Consider the following 16,948-nt stretch of genomic DNA (forward strand, 5'->3'; position numbering starts at 1 on the left):
ACAAACCATGAGAGCTCTAAAACAACTCGTTCATTTTGGCTGGGAGCAGGCCCTATCGTGCTTGTTTCCTGTCGTTATTTTTGCCTCTTTGGCTTTTACACAAATCATGCCACTTCCCTTCCTACCACGGTATGACTGGCTGCTCATCATCTGTCTTCTGATGCAGTGGTGGATGGTGCATTCTGGGCTTGAAACACGTGATGAACTAAAGGTTATCACGTTGTTCCATCTTATTGGACTTGCTCTTGAACTTTTTAAGGTACATATGGGCTCCTGGTCTTATCCCGAGGCAGGCCATTTCAAAATTTTTGGAGTGCCTTTATATAGCGGATTCATGTATGCAAGTGTAGTGAGTTATCTTTGCCAGGCTTGGAGAAGGTTGAAAGTTGAATTAATTAAGTGGCCACCGTTTTTAGTAGTTGTCCCTCTTGCAACTGCGATTTATTTAAATTTTTTCATCCACCATTATTGGATTGACGTTCGTTGGTGGTTATCTGGACTTGTAATCATCGTTTTTTGGCAATCATGGGTCACATACGAAGTTGATGGAACTCGTTATCGTATGCCAATCGCACTTTCTTTTGTGCTCATCGGATTTTTTATATGGATAGCTGAAAATATCGCAACGTTCTTTGGAGCTTGGAAGTATCCAAACCAAACCGATGCATGGAATCTCGTTCATCTAGGAAAGGTGAGTTCATGGCTTTTATTAGTGATTGTTAGCTTTCTTATAGTAGCGACGTTAAAGCAAGTTAAGGAAAAAAACTCCACCCAGGCAGATACTAGTCAATTTTTATAACAGATAAGAACTCTCTTAAAAAAATCATATCCCTAGGACTTTTTATTGTACAAAATTCCGAATCAGATACATTGGAAAAAGCCTTGGATAGTATTGCAGAAATACATGTATTAAATTAGCTTGTAAAACTATTCATTTAAACTATAAGGGGCTAATATTCAACAAAAAATACCGTAGTATGATTAAACAATTTCATACAAATTCCATCTACATTTAAAACTATAGAATCCATTTTGATTGTTTTTTTCAAAATGGATTCTTTGAGTTCTCCGTAACATGCAGGTTTCTGCTTTATTTTTGATCAAACTTTAGTCCGGGAGCTACCGTATGTTAATTAAAAAACATTATACATTTAACGCCTTTTCCCTCAGCGCTCTTCTCAAGAGTTTACCTGTCGTATTCTTCGGCAACTCTTCCAAAAACTCTATACTCTTTGGCACCTTATATTTTGCAAGATGTAAAGAACAGTATTGCGTTAACTCCTCTTCTGTTACCGCACCATTCTTCAGAACAACATAGGCGCGCACTGCTTCTCCTAAGTTTTCATCTGGAACACCAATTGCGACAACTTCTGCAACTGCTTCGTGCTGGTATAATACTTCCTCTACTTCACGAGGATATACGTTATAACCACCTACAAGGACAATATCCTTTTTACGATCAACAATATAGATGTAGCCTTCATCATCCATTCTTGCTAAGTCCCCTGTATACAGCCATCCATCACGAAGCGTTGCCGCTGTATCTTCTGGTGCATTATAATATCCCTTCATCACATTTGGACCGCGGACAATTAATTCCCCAACTTCATCCACAGGCACTTCTTCTCCAAGCTCATTGACAATTTTATTTTCTACATGCCAAATATTCGTTCCAATTGAACCTGGTTTACGCGGACGATCTAGCGGATTAAAACAAGTAACTGGTGAAGCCTCTGATAATCCATATCCCTCTGAAACAATAACATTAAAGCGATTTTCAAAGTTTTTCAGAAGCGCAACAGGCATAGAAGCTCCACCCGAAATACAGAGACGAAGCGTCTTAACATCCTCTGCACTTGCTTCTTCATATAAATATAAATAATTGTACATCGTCGGTACTCCAGCAAAGATTGTTGGTTCATATGTACGACAAATACGAAATACTTCTTTCGGACTAAACTTCGGCAACATTAAAATCGTCGCACCGTTAACAATTGGAGCATTCACAGCTACCGTTAAACAAAATACATGGAACATTGGAAGCGCAGCAACAACGCGATCATCTGCAGTATATTGTAAATACGATGCTACATCGCTAGCATTACTATATAAATTTTTATGTGTTAACATAGCACCCTTTGGTTTTCCAGTTGTTCCTGAAGTGTACAAAATAACAGCTACATCTTCTTCATCTAGCTCCGGACCTTCATAGGATAGGTCACCGTTTCCTATAAGACTAGTAAACGTTTTCATTTTTTCGGTTTCTGTATGATTGAAATCTGTTGAGGTTTCACATATGATGATATGTTCAAGAGAAGGAAGTCTTGTTGTAAGAGATTGTATAACAGGTAGAAGGACGTCGAGTGTGATGATTGTTTTTACATCTCCATTTTGTAAAATATAATGCATTTCGTCTGCTGTATAAATTGGGTTAATTGGAATGACAGTTGCTCCGGCTTTCATCGTCCCATATAAACCAACTAAAAAATGCGGTGAATTACCAACAATTAATGCGACATTGTCCCCTTTTCCAATGCCCATTTTTGCTAAACTACTAGAAAACTTCGTGACCGTTTTGTTTAATTGGTCATACGAGACCGACTGATCCATAAATATATACGCCGGTTTCTCCCCTTTCTTTTTTGCTGTTTCAGCCAAAGATTGAACGAGATTCACATAAACCCCACCTTTATAAAATTTAGAAAATTTAAAAATTCTAAATACATTATATTAAAAGAAAATTAAACTAGCAAGTAAAATCCAAATACTTGCATATAAATGAGCATTCATTCATTTTTCAATGAGAGGCTCTATCCCTTGTTTTTATACGTTTTTTTGCAACAAAATAAAAAACAGTCATACGGATACTATGACTGTTTTTACGAGTTAAAAGAATAATGCTAAGAAATCTTCTTTTGTTATATTACCAAAGTAGCGTTTGACATCTACATCTTCTAACGCCTTAGCAAAAGCTTCTTTATCAAACTGTACTCCTATTAAACGCTCTTCAATATCATGAACATCTAGTGCGCCGAAGAAATCACCGTATACTTTACACTCTGTTACCGTTCCTTTTGTCACCTCTAAGCGAACATCAACTTGTCCAACTGGGAAACGGTGTGAATGTTGTAAGTTGAACTTAGGAGACTTTCCGTAGTTCCAATCCCAATTACGGTAGCGCTCTTCAGAAATTTTATAGATTTCTTTCCAATCTTCTTCTGCTAACTCATATGTTGGAATTTCTGTTTCCCCTTCAAAAATCGTCGCTAGAAGAAGTTGTTTAAACTCTTCTGTTGTCATCTTTTCATTTAAAAATTCCGTAATGTTCGCTACGCGGCTACGGATTGACTTAATTCCTTTTGATTGAATCTTGTCCATTTTTACTTTTAGTGCAGATACAACATGTTCAATTTCAGAATCAAATAGTAATGTACCGTGACTAAACATACGGCCTTTCGTTGAGAACTGCGCATTACCTGAGATTTTTCTACCTTCCGCTAAAATATCATTACGGCCACTAAGCTCTGCATTTACGCCTAATTTTCCAAGCGCTTTCGTAACAGGCTCTGTGAACTTTTTAAAGTTATGAAAACTATCCCCATCATCCTTCGTAATAAAACTGAAGTTTAAGTTTCCTAAATCATGATATACAGCGCCACCACCTGATAAGCGACGTACAACATGAATCCCTTTTTCTTTTACATAATCCGCATTAATTTCTTCTACTGTGTTTTGGTTTTTTCCAATAATAATGGAAGGTTCATTAATGTAGAACAAAAGGTACGTTTCATTAATATCTAAATTTTTCACGCAATATTCTTCAATCGCTAAGTTAATCGTAGGATCTGTAATCCCTTTATTATCAATAAATAACATCTAATCACCTCATGAGTTCCAAACGTAACCGCTATGCGCAAGCACAATAGGGCCACTGAAAATTTGTTTTGCTTCTTCTACTAAATCAGATGGGTTTCCTGTATGCGGCAAGTGAGTTAATAGGAGTTCCTTAACATTTGCATGTTTTGCAATATCCGCTACTTCTGTACTATTCATATGTCCTGCCTTAGCAGCTTCTTGATGTGCATACATATTACATTCACAAATAAATAAATCCGCATCTTTTGTAAATGGAATAAATTCAGGAATGTAACTGGAATCAGCACTATATACAACAACTTTATCCCCTACTGTAATCCGCATCGCATAGCAGATAACGGGATGAACTGTTTTTAAAAAGGAAATAGAAAATGGTCCAATCTGCACCGTTTCTTCCGGATTGTACACAATCCCTTTCGTATACGGTTCATGTGTTAAGGAAGAAAATCCTTGCACATCAAATCCATGTCCATAAATCGGTAATTGTGGTAATTGCCCTTTTACCATGCTTGAAATTAATCTTGCATATTGCAACACTCCAATATCCGCAACATGATCGTGATGATAATGTGACAACAGAACTGCATCTATATCAGATGGTGTTATATATTTTTGAAGCTGTGCTAGTACACCACTGCCACAGTCAACAAGCAAACGAAAACCATCGTGTTCAAACAAATACCCCGACGTTGCTTCTCCCACTTCTGGAAAGCCACCCCAAAAGCCAACAACAGTCATTTTCATATGTATCCATCCTTTCTAAACCGCTAGAAATGCAGTATTCTTCCATCTATTGAGAAAGATTTTTACTTACACTCTACAGTTTTAACTATAATCCATTTCCTAAACTTTTTCATTATTTTTCACTTTGTTATAAAACAGTTGTTGACATTTGTTTTTTGTACTAATACAATGATACTAAGAAATGGAAATGGAGGGATTTACATGATCGATCAACCGATGGAATTTTTCAGAAATTTGCCAACAAAAACGTGTGCACATTGCGGAAAAGAAATTGATGAGCAACACGAAGCATATCATAATAAATGTGACGACTGCGTTCACGAAGAATAGTAGTTTCTAAACATAAGAAAAACCTAGCAGACATCGTCTACTAGGCTAGTAACATTGTATCCTTCGTCGTTGAACCTTTCACCAAGAGCTCTAGTTCAAACTCATACAATTCTTTTTTACGATAATTTTTCGTATGGATTTTATCCATCATTAAATCGACAACTTTATGGGCCATTTCATCAATTGGCTGTTCAATTGTCGTAATACCAGGCTCTGAAATCTGTGATAAAATTTGATTATCAAAGCCAACTACAGCTAAATCATCAGGAATGCTCCAGCCATGGCGTTTCGCTTCTGCGATAATTCCAGCTGCGACTTCATCGCCTCCTGCCAAAATAGCGGTAGGATTTTTTTTGTCCTTTAATACTTCATGGAACATTCTTTTTCCATCTTCCCAAGAGAAAGCGTTTTCAAGAAAATCGATCGCTTCTACTTCTTTGCTCTTCTCAGTGATTGCACGTAAAAAGCCCATTTTTCGCTGTTGGCTCACTACTTTCGTTTCATTTCCACGACAAAAAATAAGGTTGCGATAACCTTGTTCTAATACATGCTTCGCAGCGATATAAGCCCCTTGTGCATGATCAAATTTAACCGTTGGAATATTTGCTTCTTCAATGTACTCATTACATAACACGATTGGACCGTGTTGTAAGTATGGCTCCACATTCTCCCATGGATTCTCAAGTGAACATAAGATAATCCCATCAACTTGTTTTGTTGATAACAGTTGTAAGTATTCCATCTCTTTTTCCGGTAAGTATCTTGTTTGGCAAATAATCAGTTTATATTTATGTTCAGAAGCAGCAATTTCAATCGCTTCAATAAATCTACTGAAAAACGGATTTGTAATCCTTGGAACAAGCACCGCAATTGTTTCTGTTTTCTGTTTACGGAGCCTTCTTGCTGCAGAATTAGGAACGAATCCTAAATGCTTCATCGCCAATTGAACCCTCTTTTTCTTCTCATCTGACACATACGGATGGTTGTTAATCACCCGAGAAACCGTTGTTCTTGATAACCCCGCTAATTTCGCCACGTCCTCGATCGTTGACACGAAATTCTCCCCCTTTGTATGAAAACGTTTTCTTAACTAGATTATATAGTATATTATTGGAAACTGCAATATAAGTTCGTAGGATTTTACTATATTAATATTATTCATAGTAAAAAGTCTGTATTTGCAGGAGAAATAATTGTAGCTTTCGAACATTCCATTATAAAGATTATCATCAAATAAATAAGGAATGATACATAATGAATCGAACTGATCGTTTACTCGCTATTCTCATAGAGTTACAGCGAAAACAAATTGTCACGGCCAAAAGTTTAGCTGAAAAATTCGAGACATGTACGAGAACGATATACCGTGATATGCAAGCCTTGAGTGCATCTGGCGTTCCCATCTTTTCAATGCCCGGACAAGGCTATTCTTTAATGGATGGGTATTTCTTGCCGCCTATTCAATTTAAACCAGAAGAAGCAGTAACGCTTTTATTAGGGAGCAATTATGTTGAGAATAATTTTGATTCTGCTTTTTCTACACATGCAAAGTCTGCTAAAGAAAAATTAGAATCCATTCTCCCTTCCGAACAACAAAAGAAGGTTAAGGAGTTAATCGGAACTTTCCGCTTCCTCTCCGGGACTTTCTCTCATCAAAAATTTGCTCAAGAACTACTCGAAAAACAGCTGATTCTCTTACAAGAAGCCATTCAAAAACAACAATGTGTTTCCTTTTCTTATCGCAAGCCTAATCAAAATGACAAAACGGCTCGCACCGTCAATCCTTATGGCTTAGTGAATATCTCAGGGATTTGGTACCTTGTCGCTCATTGCCTTCTTCGACAACAAATACGGCATTTTCGTTTAGACCGTATGAGTGATTTACAAGAAGAACATAAATTCTTTCAAAAACCAGAAGAATTCTATTTACCAGACTATGAGCCAAAAGATGATCGAACCGTTATCATTCATCTATTATTTCACCCTACTATCTCTCATAAAGTTATAGAGTCTCGTTATTTTTATATCGATACATACGAACTTAAAAAGGATGGTTTTCATGTTTTCTTAAAAACAAGAGGTATAGATGAAGTATTTCCATGGGTGCTGAGCTGGGGAAGCCAAGTAAAAGTATTAGAACCTACTATTCTTTCTGAGAAAGTTCGAGAAGAGGCAAAAAAATTGCTGCAAATTTAATTTTTTCACTACTGACATAATGGTGTCAACATCAGTCATTTATAGTAGTCCTTAAGAATTAAATCTTATACAAGAAAAGGAGTTAACACGATGAACCCAAATGCCATTTTAGAGAAATTCGAAAGTATAGCCACGTACTACATCAACGAATTAGAAAAATACTCCCTTGAACAATTTAGAAAAAAGCCTTCTGAAGAAGAATGGTCACTCGGACAAATGTATAATCATTTACTTGCAGCTTCAAATATGCAATTAGATGCCATCGCAACATGTACAGCTGAATCTGCCACTTTAGATGGCAAAAAAACCGAAATGGGTGAGCAAGTGTATAAGATGGGTGCTTTTCCTCCAATACAAATAAAAGTACCTAATCGCCCAGGGTATACACCGGCCAATCCAACAGATAAAGAAACGATTCAAAAAACACTGTTACAACTTATTGAAAAGATAAAAGAGCTTGAACCAAAACTCTCGTCGATTCCAGACAATCAAAAGGTAGAGCACCCGGGACTTGGGTATTTAAATGCTGTAGAATGGTTTCAATTGATTTATATGCATTTTGCACACCATCTTCGTCAGAAAGAAAGGCTGGAACAAAGTATTATTCTAAAATAAATCTCCCTATAAAATTTAAAAAAGCCTAGAGGATTACTCCCCTAGGCTTCTATCGATTTCTCCTCTACTAAATTACGATACTGCCGCTTATGCATCCAAGTCAACGAACCAATCGTTCCAAGTGACAACAGAACAATAAAGATCATTAATATACCTGCGCTTTGCCACATAAATCCGAAGTCTCCGCTTGACACAACTGCTTTAAATCCAGATACAGAGTACGTCATTGGTAACCATGCATTAAATACTTGTAGTGGTTTTGGAATTAACTCAAGCGGGAATGTACCTGCACTTGTTGTTAATTGTAGAATTAATGTTAAAATCGCGATAAAACGTCCAGCATCGCTGAAAGTAGTTACTAAGAACTGAATTAAAGCGATAAACGATAGACTTGTAAGAATACTAAACAATACGAAATATGCCACACTTTGTACTTCAATACCTAATCCTAATAATAATACAGCATCTGCAACAAGCGCTTGAATTACGCCAACTGCAAGTAGTACACCGAACTTACTAATAAACCAGCTAAACCCTGACTTTGGTATACCAACTGTCTCACGTAATGGAAATACAATCGATAATAGAAGTGCCCCAACAAATAAACCAAGCGATAAGAAGTATGGTGTAAATCCTGTTCCGTAGTTTGGAACTTCTGCCATCTTCTCAGTTTGTACTTTCACTGGATCTGCAAACATATCGTATGTTTTATCAGTTCCTTTTATTTCCCCTGTTTTCTCAGCACCCTCGCCAAGTTTTTCAGCAAGTTCACCAGTTCCGTCATTTACTTTTACTAAACCGTCTGTTACTTTTCCGGAGCCGTCTGCTAGTTTGTTTACTCCGTCGATTAATTGGCCTGAGCCATCTAACATTTTATTTAGCCCACCATTTAGCGTGTCTAAACCGTTTGTCACTTTATTTGAGCCTTCTGCCAACTTACCAATTCCACCAATCATTTCATTTGATTTTGTTGATAATTGAACTAGACCGTTTGTCACTTTATTTGAACCATCTGCTAGCTTACCAATTCCACCAATCATTTCATCTGATTTTGTTGCTAATTGAACTAGACCATTTGTCACTTTATTTGAACCGTCTGCTAGCTTATTTACACCTTGAATTAATTTTTCGGATCCTTTAGATAAGCTACCTGCACCAGATGTTGCTGTATCTAACTTCTCACCAAATTTATGGAAATTAGTTACGAATTTCATTTGATCTTGTTCTAATTGATTAATGCCATTCGCTAAATTCGTCAATTGATTTGTATCTGGTAGCTTCACTTGTAATCCACTTACTTTTTCCTTTAACTCGCTCGTTCCACCCGCAATGATGGCTGATTGCTTTTGAACTGCAGCCATGTTATTCGTAGCACTCTTCATAAGAGGCTGTAACTTATCTTGAGATTCTTTTGGTAAACTGTTAATCGCATTTTGTAAAGCAACTAAATCATCCATCGTTTCCTTCGATGCTTTAACATTCTCTTGTGATACTTGACTTAACCCTTCCACTTTTTGTGAAGCCGCACCCAATTCTGCAAGTTTTGGCTCTAAATCTTTCAAACTTGATATAGAGGCTTGCACCTTACTATTTAAAGTATGAATGCCATTTTGAATATCTTTTGCACCTGTCTCTAGTTCACTTTGTGCATTGGCAAGCCCAGTCATTCCCGTAGCCAAATCTGTTGTACCTTTTTGCAATGTAGCTGATTGATTTGCGAGTAAATGTAAACCATCTGTCACCTGATTTGATCCATCTACTAACTGACCAACTCCATTTTTCAATTCACCTGTTTTACTGTTTAACAGGTTCAAACCACCTGATACTTGACCTGATCCATCTACTAACTGACCAACTCCATTTTTCAATTCACCTGTTTTACTGTTTAATAAGTTTAAACCACTTGATACTTGACCTGATCCATCTAGCAATTTTCCAGATCCACCTACTAACTGACCAACTCCATTCTTCATCTCTCCAGACTTCCCTTGCAATGTATGCAAGCCGTCTGTTACCTTGCCAGATCCATCTTGCAGCTCCCCAGCACCATCGTGTAACTTATTCGCTCCATCCGATCCATCAGCAAATCCTTGTGAAACATCTTTTAGGGAATCAAACATTTTCTCTGCATACGTTTTGGTTAACGTATTAGATACTTCTCCTTTAATTTTTTCAATCGCAGTCCCGCCGATTTGTGAAGATAAGAAGTTTAAGCTTTCATTTGGTATATATTCTAAGTTTAATCGTCTTGGATTTTCTTTCAGCAGCGTTGTTGCATTGTCTGAGAAATTCTCTGGAATACGAACTAACATATAATATTTTCGATTTTCCATTCCCTCTTTTGCCGTTTTTTCACTCACAAACTCCCATTTAAAACTTTTATTATCCTTTAACTCGTCGACTAATCCTTTACCAACTTCAATTGATTTGCCGTCAAATACTGCACCTTTATCAAGATTAACTACTGCAACTGGCAAATCATCTAATTGATCATACGGGTCCCAAAACGCCCATAAAAACATACCAGCGTATAAAAGTGGTACAAATAAAACAGCTATAATAGGTATTAAAATTTTTTTACTTTTAATAATTTCCGTAAATTCCTTACCAAGTAACGTAAATCCTCTCATTGTTTCCCCTCCCTTTATTTATGACCGCAATGTTCAATTAGTCATTTTAAACCAAATAAAAAAGACCATATTCTGCTATAAGTATTATCTAACCCCAACTTTTATCATCTTCTCTCTATACTATGCACTTTTTTATTTTAAATGACTATTTAAACCATTTGGTCAATGTAAACAGATTAAAAATTAACATTCGATACTTATGACTATTTCGTTCAATTAGTCATTTTCAACTATATTAAAAGGATTATCTTAATTTGACAATCCTTTTAATAAATAAAGTTCAAACAGTTCTGCGATTCGTTCTTTATCTAGTGGTTCATGATTTTTTTCCCAATCAAAAATAAGTGATACGTATAAGCGAAGCATAATAAACGCCGTAATTTCCGGGTCACATTCACTAATTTCGCCCTTTTCAATTGCAATTTCTAAGTAAGATTGAATAACTGATACAATTTCAGTCTCTACTTGTTGCATGCCGTCTTGTACTTCTTTCGTGCCCATATCTCGTTCTTCTTGAATGAGTTTAATCATCAATTGATGTTCTTTTCTGAATTCTAAAATACCATATAATGCTTTATGTACATTTTCAAAAAATGAAACGTCTGGACGAATTGCTTCTTTGGCTACCTGTCTCATTTCTGTAATTAAATTAGAAATAATTTCGCCAAACAATTCTTCTTTATTTTTGAAAAACGTATAAATCGTTCCCTTCCCAACATTCGCTAACTTTGCGACTTGGTCCATTGTTGTTGCTTTGTAGCCAAACGCTGAAAAAGACTTTGTTGCAGCTTCAATAATCGAATGCTTTCGATCTATTGCCACATCTTCACCTCCGAAGTGACCATATGGATAATATAGTCAATTAGTACACACTTGATATTATCACAGTCTTCTCTCCTATACAAGGTCTCTTTTTAATTATTCCCCGCATCATTTTTTTTCTAATCAAATTTTTAACATATATCGAGTAATTGACGAGTCAAAAGGTACGGCTTGTCCAAAGCAAATTTACCTCATGAGTAAAGTGAAACTTTACTCATGAGGTAATTCCCCTACTGATTATTAGCCCTCATCCATCTGATTTTTACAGCCAATTCATGCGGGATACAGTTCGTTTTTCATACTAATCACATCCTATTTTAAATGATTAGTATGAGAATCAACAAGTTTAAAAGATGCTCAGCCCTCAAAAGTCAGAAGAATCAAGTAAATGTAGAATAACAAATTAATTTACATCGGAAGAGTGATTAACTTCCACTTTATTATTCCTTAAACTCATTATCGGAATCATGACTAAAATACCTATAATAAAAAAGATGGCAGAGAATTGATAAATGGTGAATAGAGAAAACTGCTCTTTTAATAGACCAGAAATACTCATACTAATTACCATAGTCCCTGTAAATAATGGTGTCAGAATTCCATTTACGCGGCCCACAAAATTTTCTTCGGTGTTGTTTAAAATGATTGTATTTATCCCAATAAGCAACCCGGGTGTGAATAAACCTATTATGAATTGAGTAATTAGGGTGACCCAGAACACTGTAGATGATCCTAACATAAAAATCCCTACAGTCATGATCGTCATTCCCACCATTATAATCTTTTGTGGCACGATTTTGCTTGAAAAAATCATGACAATAACTCCACCTATAATCATAGCTGCTCCATCAACAGCAAAAAGCCACTGTAGATATTCTTTATCTAAATGAAGCCTCTCAGTTATTAAAAAGATGGATAACGGTCTTATTAACCCTAAACCTAAGCCCGCAACCATAAAAACAAATCCTAAAGTCCTTAATATTTGATGAACCCAAACATATTTGAAGCCAACTTTCATGTCCATCCAAACTGAGGATTCCTGGTCAGTTATGGAAATGTTTTGATCTTTTGGTATGAACATCAATGTCATGGCAGACAATAAAAACATCATTCCCACTAATGCCATTGAAACATGGATACCAAACTGTTCAAATATAAATGTACCTAAAATCGGGCCGAATATCATGAAAGAAGATATTATAGTTTGAAATAATGACATTCCTTTCTGCATTTGTTCTTCACTCAAGTGCTTCTTAAACAACTTCATCGATAAAGGCTGTGAAAACTGAGATAGAGTCGCTGAAATGAAAGTAACAAAGAACACAACCTTCCAAGTAGTATAAATAAGGGTAATTAATATTAAAAACACTGATAATGCACTTAGAAGATCACACCATATCATCGTTCGCTTTGGTTTCCAACGATCTGCAAAGGCACCACCAATAAATGAGAATATAAATATCGGAAGGAATTCTGCAACCGATATAAGTGACACGGCAAATGCATCTCCATCAGTCACTGACACAACAAATAATAAAATAGCAAAATTCCTAATCCAAATACCTATTTGCATAAAACAACTAGCAATTAGAATGACCAGAATGAAACGATTTCTTAAAAGTGAAGTTGCAGACGAATTTGTTTTTTCTAATGGCATAAGGCACCTCTTAATTTTATTTACAAATTATTTGTTAACAACGAGTTAAGGTATAGTTCCCTCATATAGAACACAATCATCCGAATATTTATTTTTAATATTCGGAAATTAATTGATGCATACCACCGGAAATTCACACACCTGAAATCCGCACGTTTTTTCGTAAAAACATATCCACTCCGCTTCTTCTCCGTTTTCTAAGAGGGAAAGAGGCACTTCTAAGTTTAAAACTTTATAAGGAATTTTAAATCTCGACAAACCAGGTGGCATTAAGTTTCCTTTTAATGCATTATTTATAATCGTCTCTAAGCTTATGCCACTATATTGAACCCATGATTCATTTTGAGGCATTGTACTTTGGCGATAAAATCGATTAACTCCATAAGAATGGTATATATCTTGAATAGAGGCAAAGATATCGTTAATGTTTTGATTCTTCCCCCTCATAATCCCCTCAGAATCTTTACATTTATACTCGGCAATCGTTACACCAACGTTTAAATGAATAGTATCAGATAATTGAGGTTTCCAGTTAGGATCACCAATTACATGATACCAATAATCTAAAACGATTGAATCCTGGCTTACAATTTGAATAGGTGCCCTTTTATAACCTAATCCTTTTAGTGACGCTAATCTATGATGTCCATCCAGAACGATGAATTTATCATCATACTTGATACAAGGAATAGTATGTTTTACGAAGCCACTATCTTTTATCCCCTCAGAAACTGTTTTGATTTTTTTTAAATCTACTTCTTCGTGTGGTATCAATTTATCAATATCAACTACAGCTAATTCGATCTTGTGATTATTACATAGAAATGAGTGTACATATACAGATTCTCTCATTAAATTAACCATTATATTATTCCTCCTGTAATCAACATACTAATTTTTGACGTTACTTCAGAATGAAATAACTTACTTAATTAACTCTTTCCAACAGATTTTTTTTGATATAAATGTATGTTTGATGCCTTCTGCATTTTTAACTGCTACTGATGCTACATAGTCCTTCAGTGGCGAATAAGTAAAATAGTTAAAGTCTTCTGCAGTATTTTCATCTAATTGATACGGTACACGAAACGATAATGGTGACAGTGAAAATCCTAACCCTTTCGCTTTAACTAACGCCTCTTTTCTTGTCCACAAATGGAAAAACCTAATTAACTTCGTTTCATATGATGACCCTGCATTTATATACTTTATTTCATCTGGTACGAACACTTGAGGCATAACCTCTAAAAAATCGTATGTAATGTTTTCTACATCTACTCCTATTTGATCCATATAACCAATTACGCATATAACTAGTCCTTCAGTATGTGATAAGTTAAAATGTAACGATTCTTTTTCATTGTGCATACATTGTTTCTTTAAAAATAGTTTTCCATATTTATTTTTTATGATTTCAACTTCACTTATAGGTATATCTAATTCTTTGCTAATTAATTGTTTAATTAGTAAACGGCCTATAATAAATTCTATTTTTTTGTGGTCAACTTTATAATTTTTATATACTTTAAGTTCTTCATCACTTAATATTGATAAACTTTCTTCAAATTCTTCCAAAGACAAATTACTAGGTAAGTGAACTTCATAGATTAAAATCTCTCTTCTCATTTTCATTTACACTTCTACCTTTTTAATTATTTTAAGTTCATTTGATTATAACAACCTCTTTTAACATGATTCATATACCGTTGTAATCTATTTCCAAGACCAACCTTCTAATGTATGTTCGAAATTAAACCCTCTTTCCTTATCCCAATTAATGTTATTCAGGTGAACAAATGTCATATAGCCAGGCCACGCTTGCATAATATTATCTTGTGTTATCTTAGGAGTAGTTATCATATGAGCAAAATTCATCCCTAAAATTCTAACATTTTTATTAACTGCTCCACTTTCGTATTTAGCTTCTAAATGAATATCTTTAGTATTCCATATACGTAATAAAATCTTATCTTCCAACAAACTTTTGGATAACTTCTCCTTGTCAATTAAAGTCTCATTTATAGTAATTGAGTCTAGTGCATCTCCATCTTCTATTAATAAAAACAGAGCATTATAATCATTGTTAGAAATAGTTAACTGCAATTTTGTTTGGCTAAGAGTTTTTCCATCCACTTTCAAATTTGATGACGAGAAGCTCTCTTTTATTGGTGAGAGTTTATACGTCTCCTCTACTCCAAAAAACATTGACTCTTTCACATTTCTACTGTTATTAAAGATCTTTTTTTGCCAATCATCTAATTCTGTCTGGTCAGTCATCCAATAGTTCCCACCATTAATATCTCTATATAGATACAATGAGCTAGGTCGAGGCTCTGCTGAACTAAACTCGGTGGTCAAAAGAACTTTAATCGACAAAATGATTAAGATGACTAAAGCTGATAGAGCTGAAATTGAAATGGTACTCCTATTAGATCGGTTATTAACCAAAAGATAAGTCACAAAAAGCACGGGCATAATAAATATAAATACTGGAGCAATTTTAGGAACTGCAATATAGATAACTCGGAATGTATACACAGTAAATAAAATTGGAATTAACGATATAGCTAAAAATATTAGACAACGTTTTATAGAACTAATTCCGGGAAGCAAATCTGAGATGAAGAATGGAACGGCGAAAAGAAAAATCGGCAGCACCAGTGTTGGAAATATGAAATGGCTCACTACTGAACTGATAAATAAAACGATTAAAACACCCACGGAAAATACAGGAGTTTTTTTATTTACTTTGAGAACATACAAAGCAATTAACACAATTAGTAAAGCAAACACACCCAAGCTTATTGAAAATAAATCATTATTCAATGGAAGCAATCTCCAGGAATCAAATAAATACTGATTAAACCATTTAAAAACCTGTATGTACAATAAACCACTTCCAACTGTCAATCCAATCACAATAATTGGCATTAAAACATCTAACACTTTAATACTTTTATTTTTGTAGATAACAATTCCTAGAAATAGTAGTATTGATGCGATACATATTAAATTTATCCATTTCCCATAAAAAATCACAAAACCAGGGAGCAATGTCCATGAAAGCTGATCGACATCTTCATTTAAAGTCATTTCTCTATCTTTGAGTAGATTTATAAAGAGTTTTAAGTTTGAATACTGCATAAATGCTGTACTATGATCGATATTCTCAAATTCATCATTTATATTATGATAATTTCCAAACCCTTCAATGAACGCTAAATTAAATCCTATCTGAATGTCATTTTTGAAAACTGTAAAATCTGAATTAAAAGGTAAGAGTTTATAAGCTTCACTAAAAAAGGATGAAGTAACCGCAAAGTCTGATTGATGAGCGTACTCTTTTACAATCCCTATTGATTGATTTGTGGTTTCAAAAAGAAAAGGTATTCCACTACTCCCTCTCCCTTCCAGGTTGATAACGCTTTGAATATTATATTCAGCAAAATGATTTTCATAAAACGCTTTTGCTCCTAGAAGACCAATTTCTTCTCCGTCAGTAAATAAAAATAAAATATTATTGTTAGGAGTTTTTTCTTTTGACTGTTCAATAGCAGTTTGTAGCATATTCGCAACTGCTATTCCATTATCTCCAGCTCCGTTTGAAGATGGGACAGAATCATAATGTCCGACAATTAAAATTGAATTATCTGTTTTCCCCTTAATCGTTGCAAGAATATTAGAAGGTGTTCCAGTGTCCAGTGGCGGACCGAACTCCGAATGCTCAACGAAGGAATTTAATTCTGCGACCTTTATACCTTCGTCTTTTAACGTTTTCTTAATAAATTTTCTTGTTTCTTCGTTTCCCTTAGTTCCTATTGGGCGGACAAATTGTGTCATCTTATCAAGATATTGAAGAGCAGCTTTTTTCTCATATTCAGGATTTACAGGGGCTTTTCCAATATCTTTGGTCAAATGAAATACAGATCCCCAAATTAATAAAAGAATTAAGATAAACAAAATACTCATTATGCTTTTGTTTTTAAGGCTTTCCATAATAATTATCCTCTTAATTTTCAGTCTTTTTTTGGTTAAAGAGGAAATATGAATGTATCCATATCCCCTCTTTATGAAGTAA

The 16,948-nt window shown here is 35.0% G+C and carries 14 protein-coding genes; 4 read left to right on the forward strand and 10 right to left on the reverse strand.

From position 1 onward, the window contains the following. The first annotated feature begins 7 nt into the window (after positions 1-7). Positions 8-799 (forward strand): DUF817 domain-containing protein, encoded by a 792-nt coding sequence (locus CN288_RS05600; RefSeq protein ID WP_098301915.1) that lies wholly within the window; start codon positions 8-10, stop codon positions 797-799. 344 nt (positions 800-1,143) lie between these two features. On the opposite strand, the gene CN288_RS05605 is transcribed toward CN288_RS05600, so the two are convergent. From CN288_RS05605 to CN288_RS05615, 3 genes are all read right to left on the reverse strand, one after another. Next, entirely contained in the window at positions 1,144-2,676 is a 1,533-nt protein-coding gene (locus tag CN288_RS05605) for a fatty acid--CoA ligase family protein (RefSeq protein WP_098301916.1), read from the reverse strand. Positions 2,677-2,886: 210 nt separating this feature from the next. Then, positions 2,887-3,876: a lipoate--protein ligase gene (locus CN288_RS05610; RefSeq protein WP_098301917.1), complete on the reverse strand. Its 990-nt coding sequence runs from the start codon at positions 3,874-3,876 to the stop codon at positions 2,887-2,889. 9 nt (positions 3,877-3,885) lie between these two features. Then, positions 3,886-4,620: an MBL fold metallo-hydrolase gene (locus CN288_RS05615; protein WP_098301918.1), complete on the reverse strand. Its 735-nt coding sequence runs from the start codon at positions 4,618-4,620 to the stop codon at positions 3,886-3,888. Positions 4,621-4,821: 201 nt separating this feature from the next. Between CN288_RS05615 and yhfH the strand changes: the two genes are divergently transcribed. Next, the gene (gene yhfH, locus CN288_RS05620; protein ID WP_000567010.1) at positions 4,822-4,950 is read left to right on the forward strand and encodes a protein YhfH; all 129 of its coding nucleotides are present in this window, start codon (positions 4,822-4,824) and stop codon (positions 4,948-4,950) included. A 40-nt stretch (positions 4,951-4,990) separates the two neighbouring features. On the opposite strand, the gene CN288_RS05625 is transcribed toward yhfH, so the two are convergent. Further along, positions 4,991-6,004 carry a LacI family DNA-binding transcriptional regulator gene (locus CN288_RS05625; protein WP_026590535.1) on the reverse strand — a complete coding sequence of 338 codons (1,014 nt, stop codon included), beginning with the start codon at positions 6,002-6,004 and terminating at the stop codon, positions 4,991-4,993. Between the two features lie 200 nt (positions 6,005-6,204). Between CN288_RS05625 and CN288_RS05630 the strand changes: the two genes are divergently transcribed. Further along, positions 6,205-7,146: a helix-turn-helix transcriptional regulator gene (locus CN288_RS05630; RefSeq protein WP_098301919.1), complete on the forward strand. Its 942-nt coding sequence runs from the start codon at positions 6,205-6,207 to the stop codon at positions 7,144-7,146. Positions 7,147-7,236: 90 nt separating this feature from the next. Beyond that, on the forward strand, positions 7,237-7,761 hold the full coding sequence (locus CN288_RS05635; RefSeq protein WP_098301920.1) for a DinB family protein: 525 nt from the start codon (positions 7,237-7,239) through the stop codon (positions 7,759-7,761). Positions 7,762-7,802: 41 nt separating this feature from the next. Here the strand turns inward: CN288_RS05635 and CN288_RS05640 are convergent, their stop codons facing one another. The 6 genes from CN288_RS05640 to CN288_RS05665 form a co-directional block, all read right to left on the reverse strand. Continuing rightward, positions 7,803-10,391 (reverse strand): YhgE/Pip domain-containing protein, encoded by a 2,589-nt coding sequence (locus tag CN288_RS05640; protein WP_098301921.1) that lies wholly within the window; start codon positions 10,389-10,391, stop codon positions 7,803-7,805. A gap of 249 nt (positions 10,392-10,640) precedes the next feature. Next, a complete protein-coding gene (locus CN288_RS05645) occupies positions 10,641-11,213 on the reverse strand; it encodes a TetR/AcrR family transcriptional regulator (RefSeq protein ID WP_026590539.1) in 573 nt (190 codons plus the stop codon). Between the two features lie 403 nt (positions 11,214-11,616). Continuing rightward, entirely contained in the window at positions 11,617-12,870 is a 1,254-nt protein-coding gene (locus CN288_RS05650; protein WP_026590540.1) for an MFS transporter, read from the reverse strand. Positions 12,871-12,978: 108 nt separating this feature from the next. Then, positions 12,979-13,734: a ParB N-terminal domain-containing protein gene (locus CN288_RS05655; RefSeq protein ID WP_098301922.1), complete on the reverse strand. Its 756-nt coding sequence runs from the start codon at positions 13,732-13,734 to the stop codon at positions 12,979-12,981. A 60-nt stretch (positions 13,735-13,794) separates the two neighbouring features. Next, positions 13,795-14,502, reverse strand: a complete 708-nt coding sequence (locus CN288_RS05660) for a 4'-phosphopantetheinyl transferase family protein (protein WP_098301923.1) — start codon at positions 14,500-14,502, stop codon at positions 13,795-13,797. A gap of 81 nt (positions 14,503-14,583) precedes the next feature. Then, the gene (locus tag CN288_RS05665; protein ID WP_098301924.1) at positions 14,584-16,866 is read right to left on the reverse strand and encodes a M28 family peptidase; all 2,283 of its coding nucleotides are present in this window, start codon (positions 16,864-16,866) and stop codon (positions 14,584-14,586) included. Positions 16,867-16,948: the final 82 nt, after the last annotated feature.

Origin of the sequence: Bacillus sp. AFS023182 (genome assembly GCF_002560575.1) — a bacterium.
GTDB lineage: Bacteria > Bacillota > Bacilli > Bacillales > Bacillaceae_G > Bacillus_A > Bacillus_A arachidis.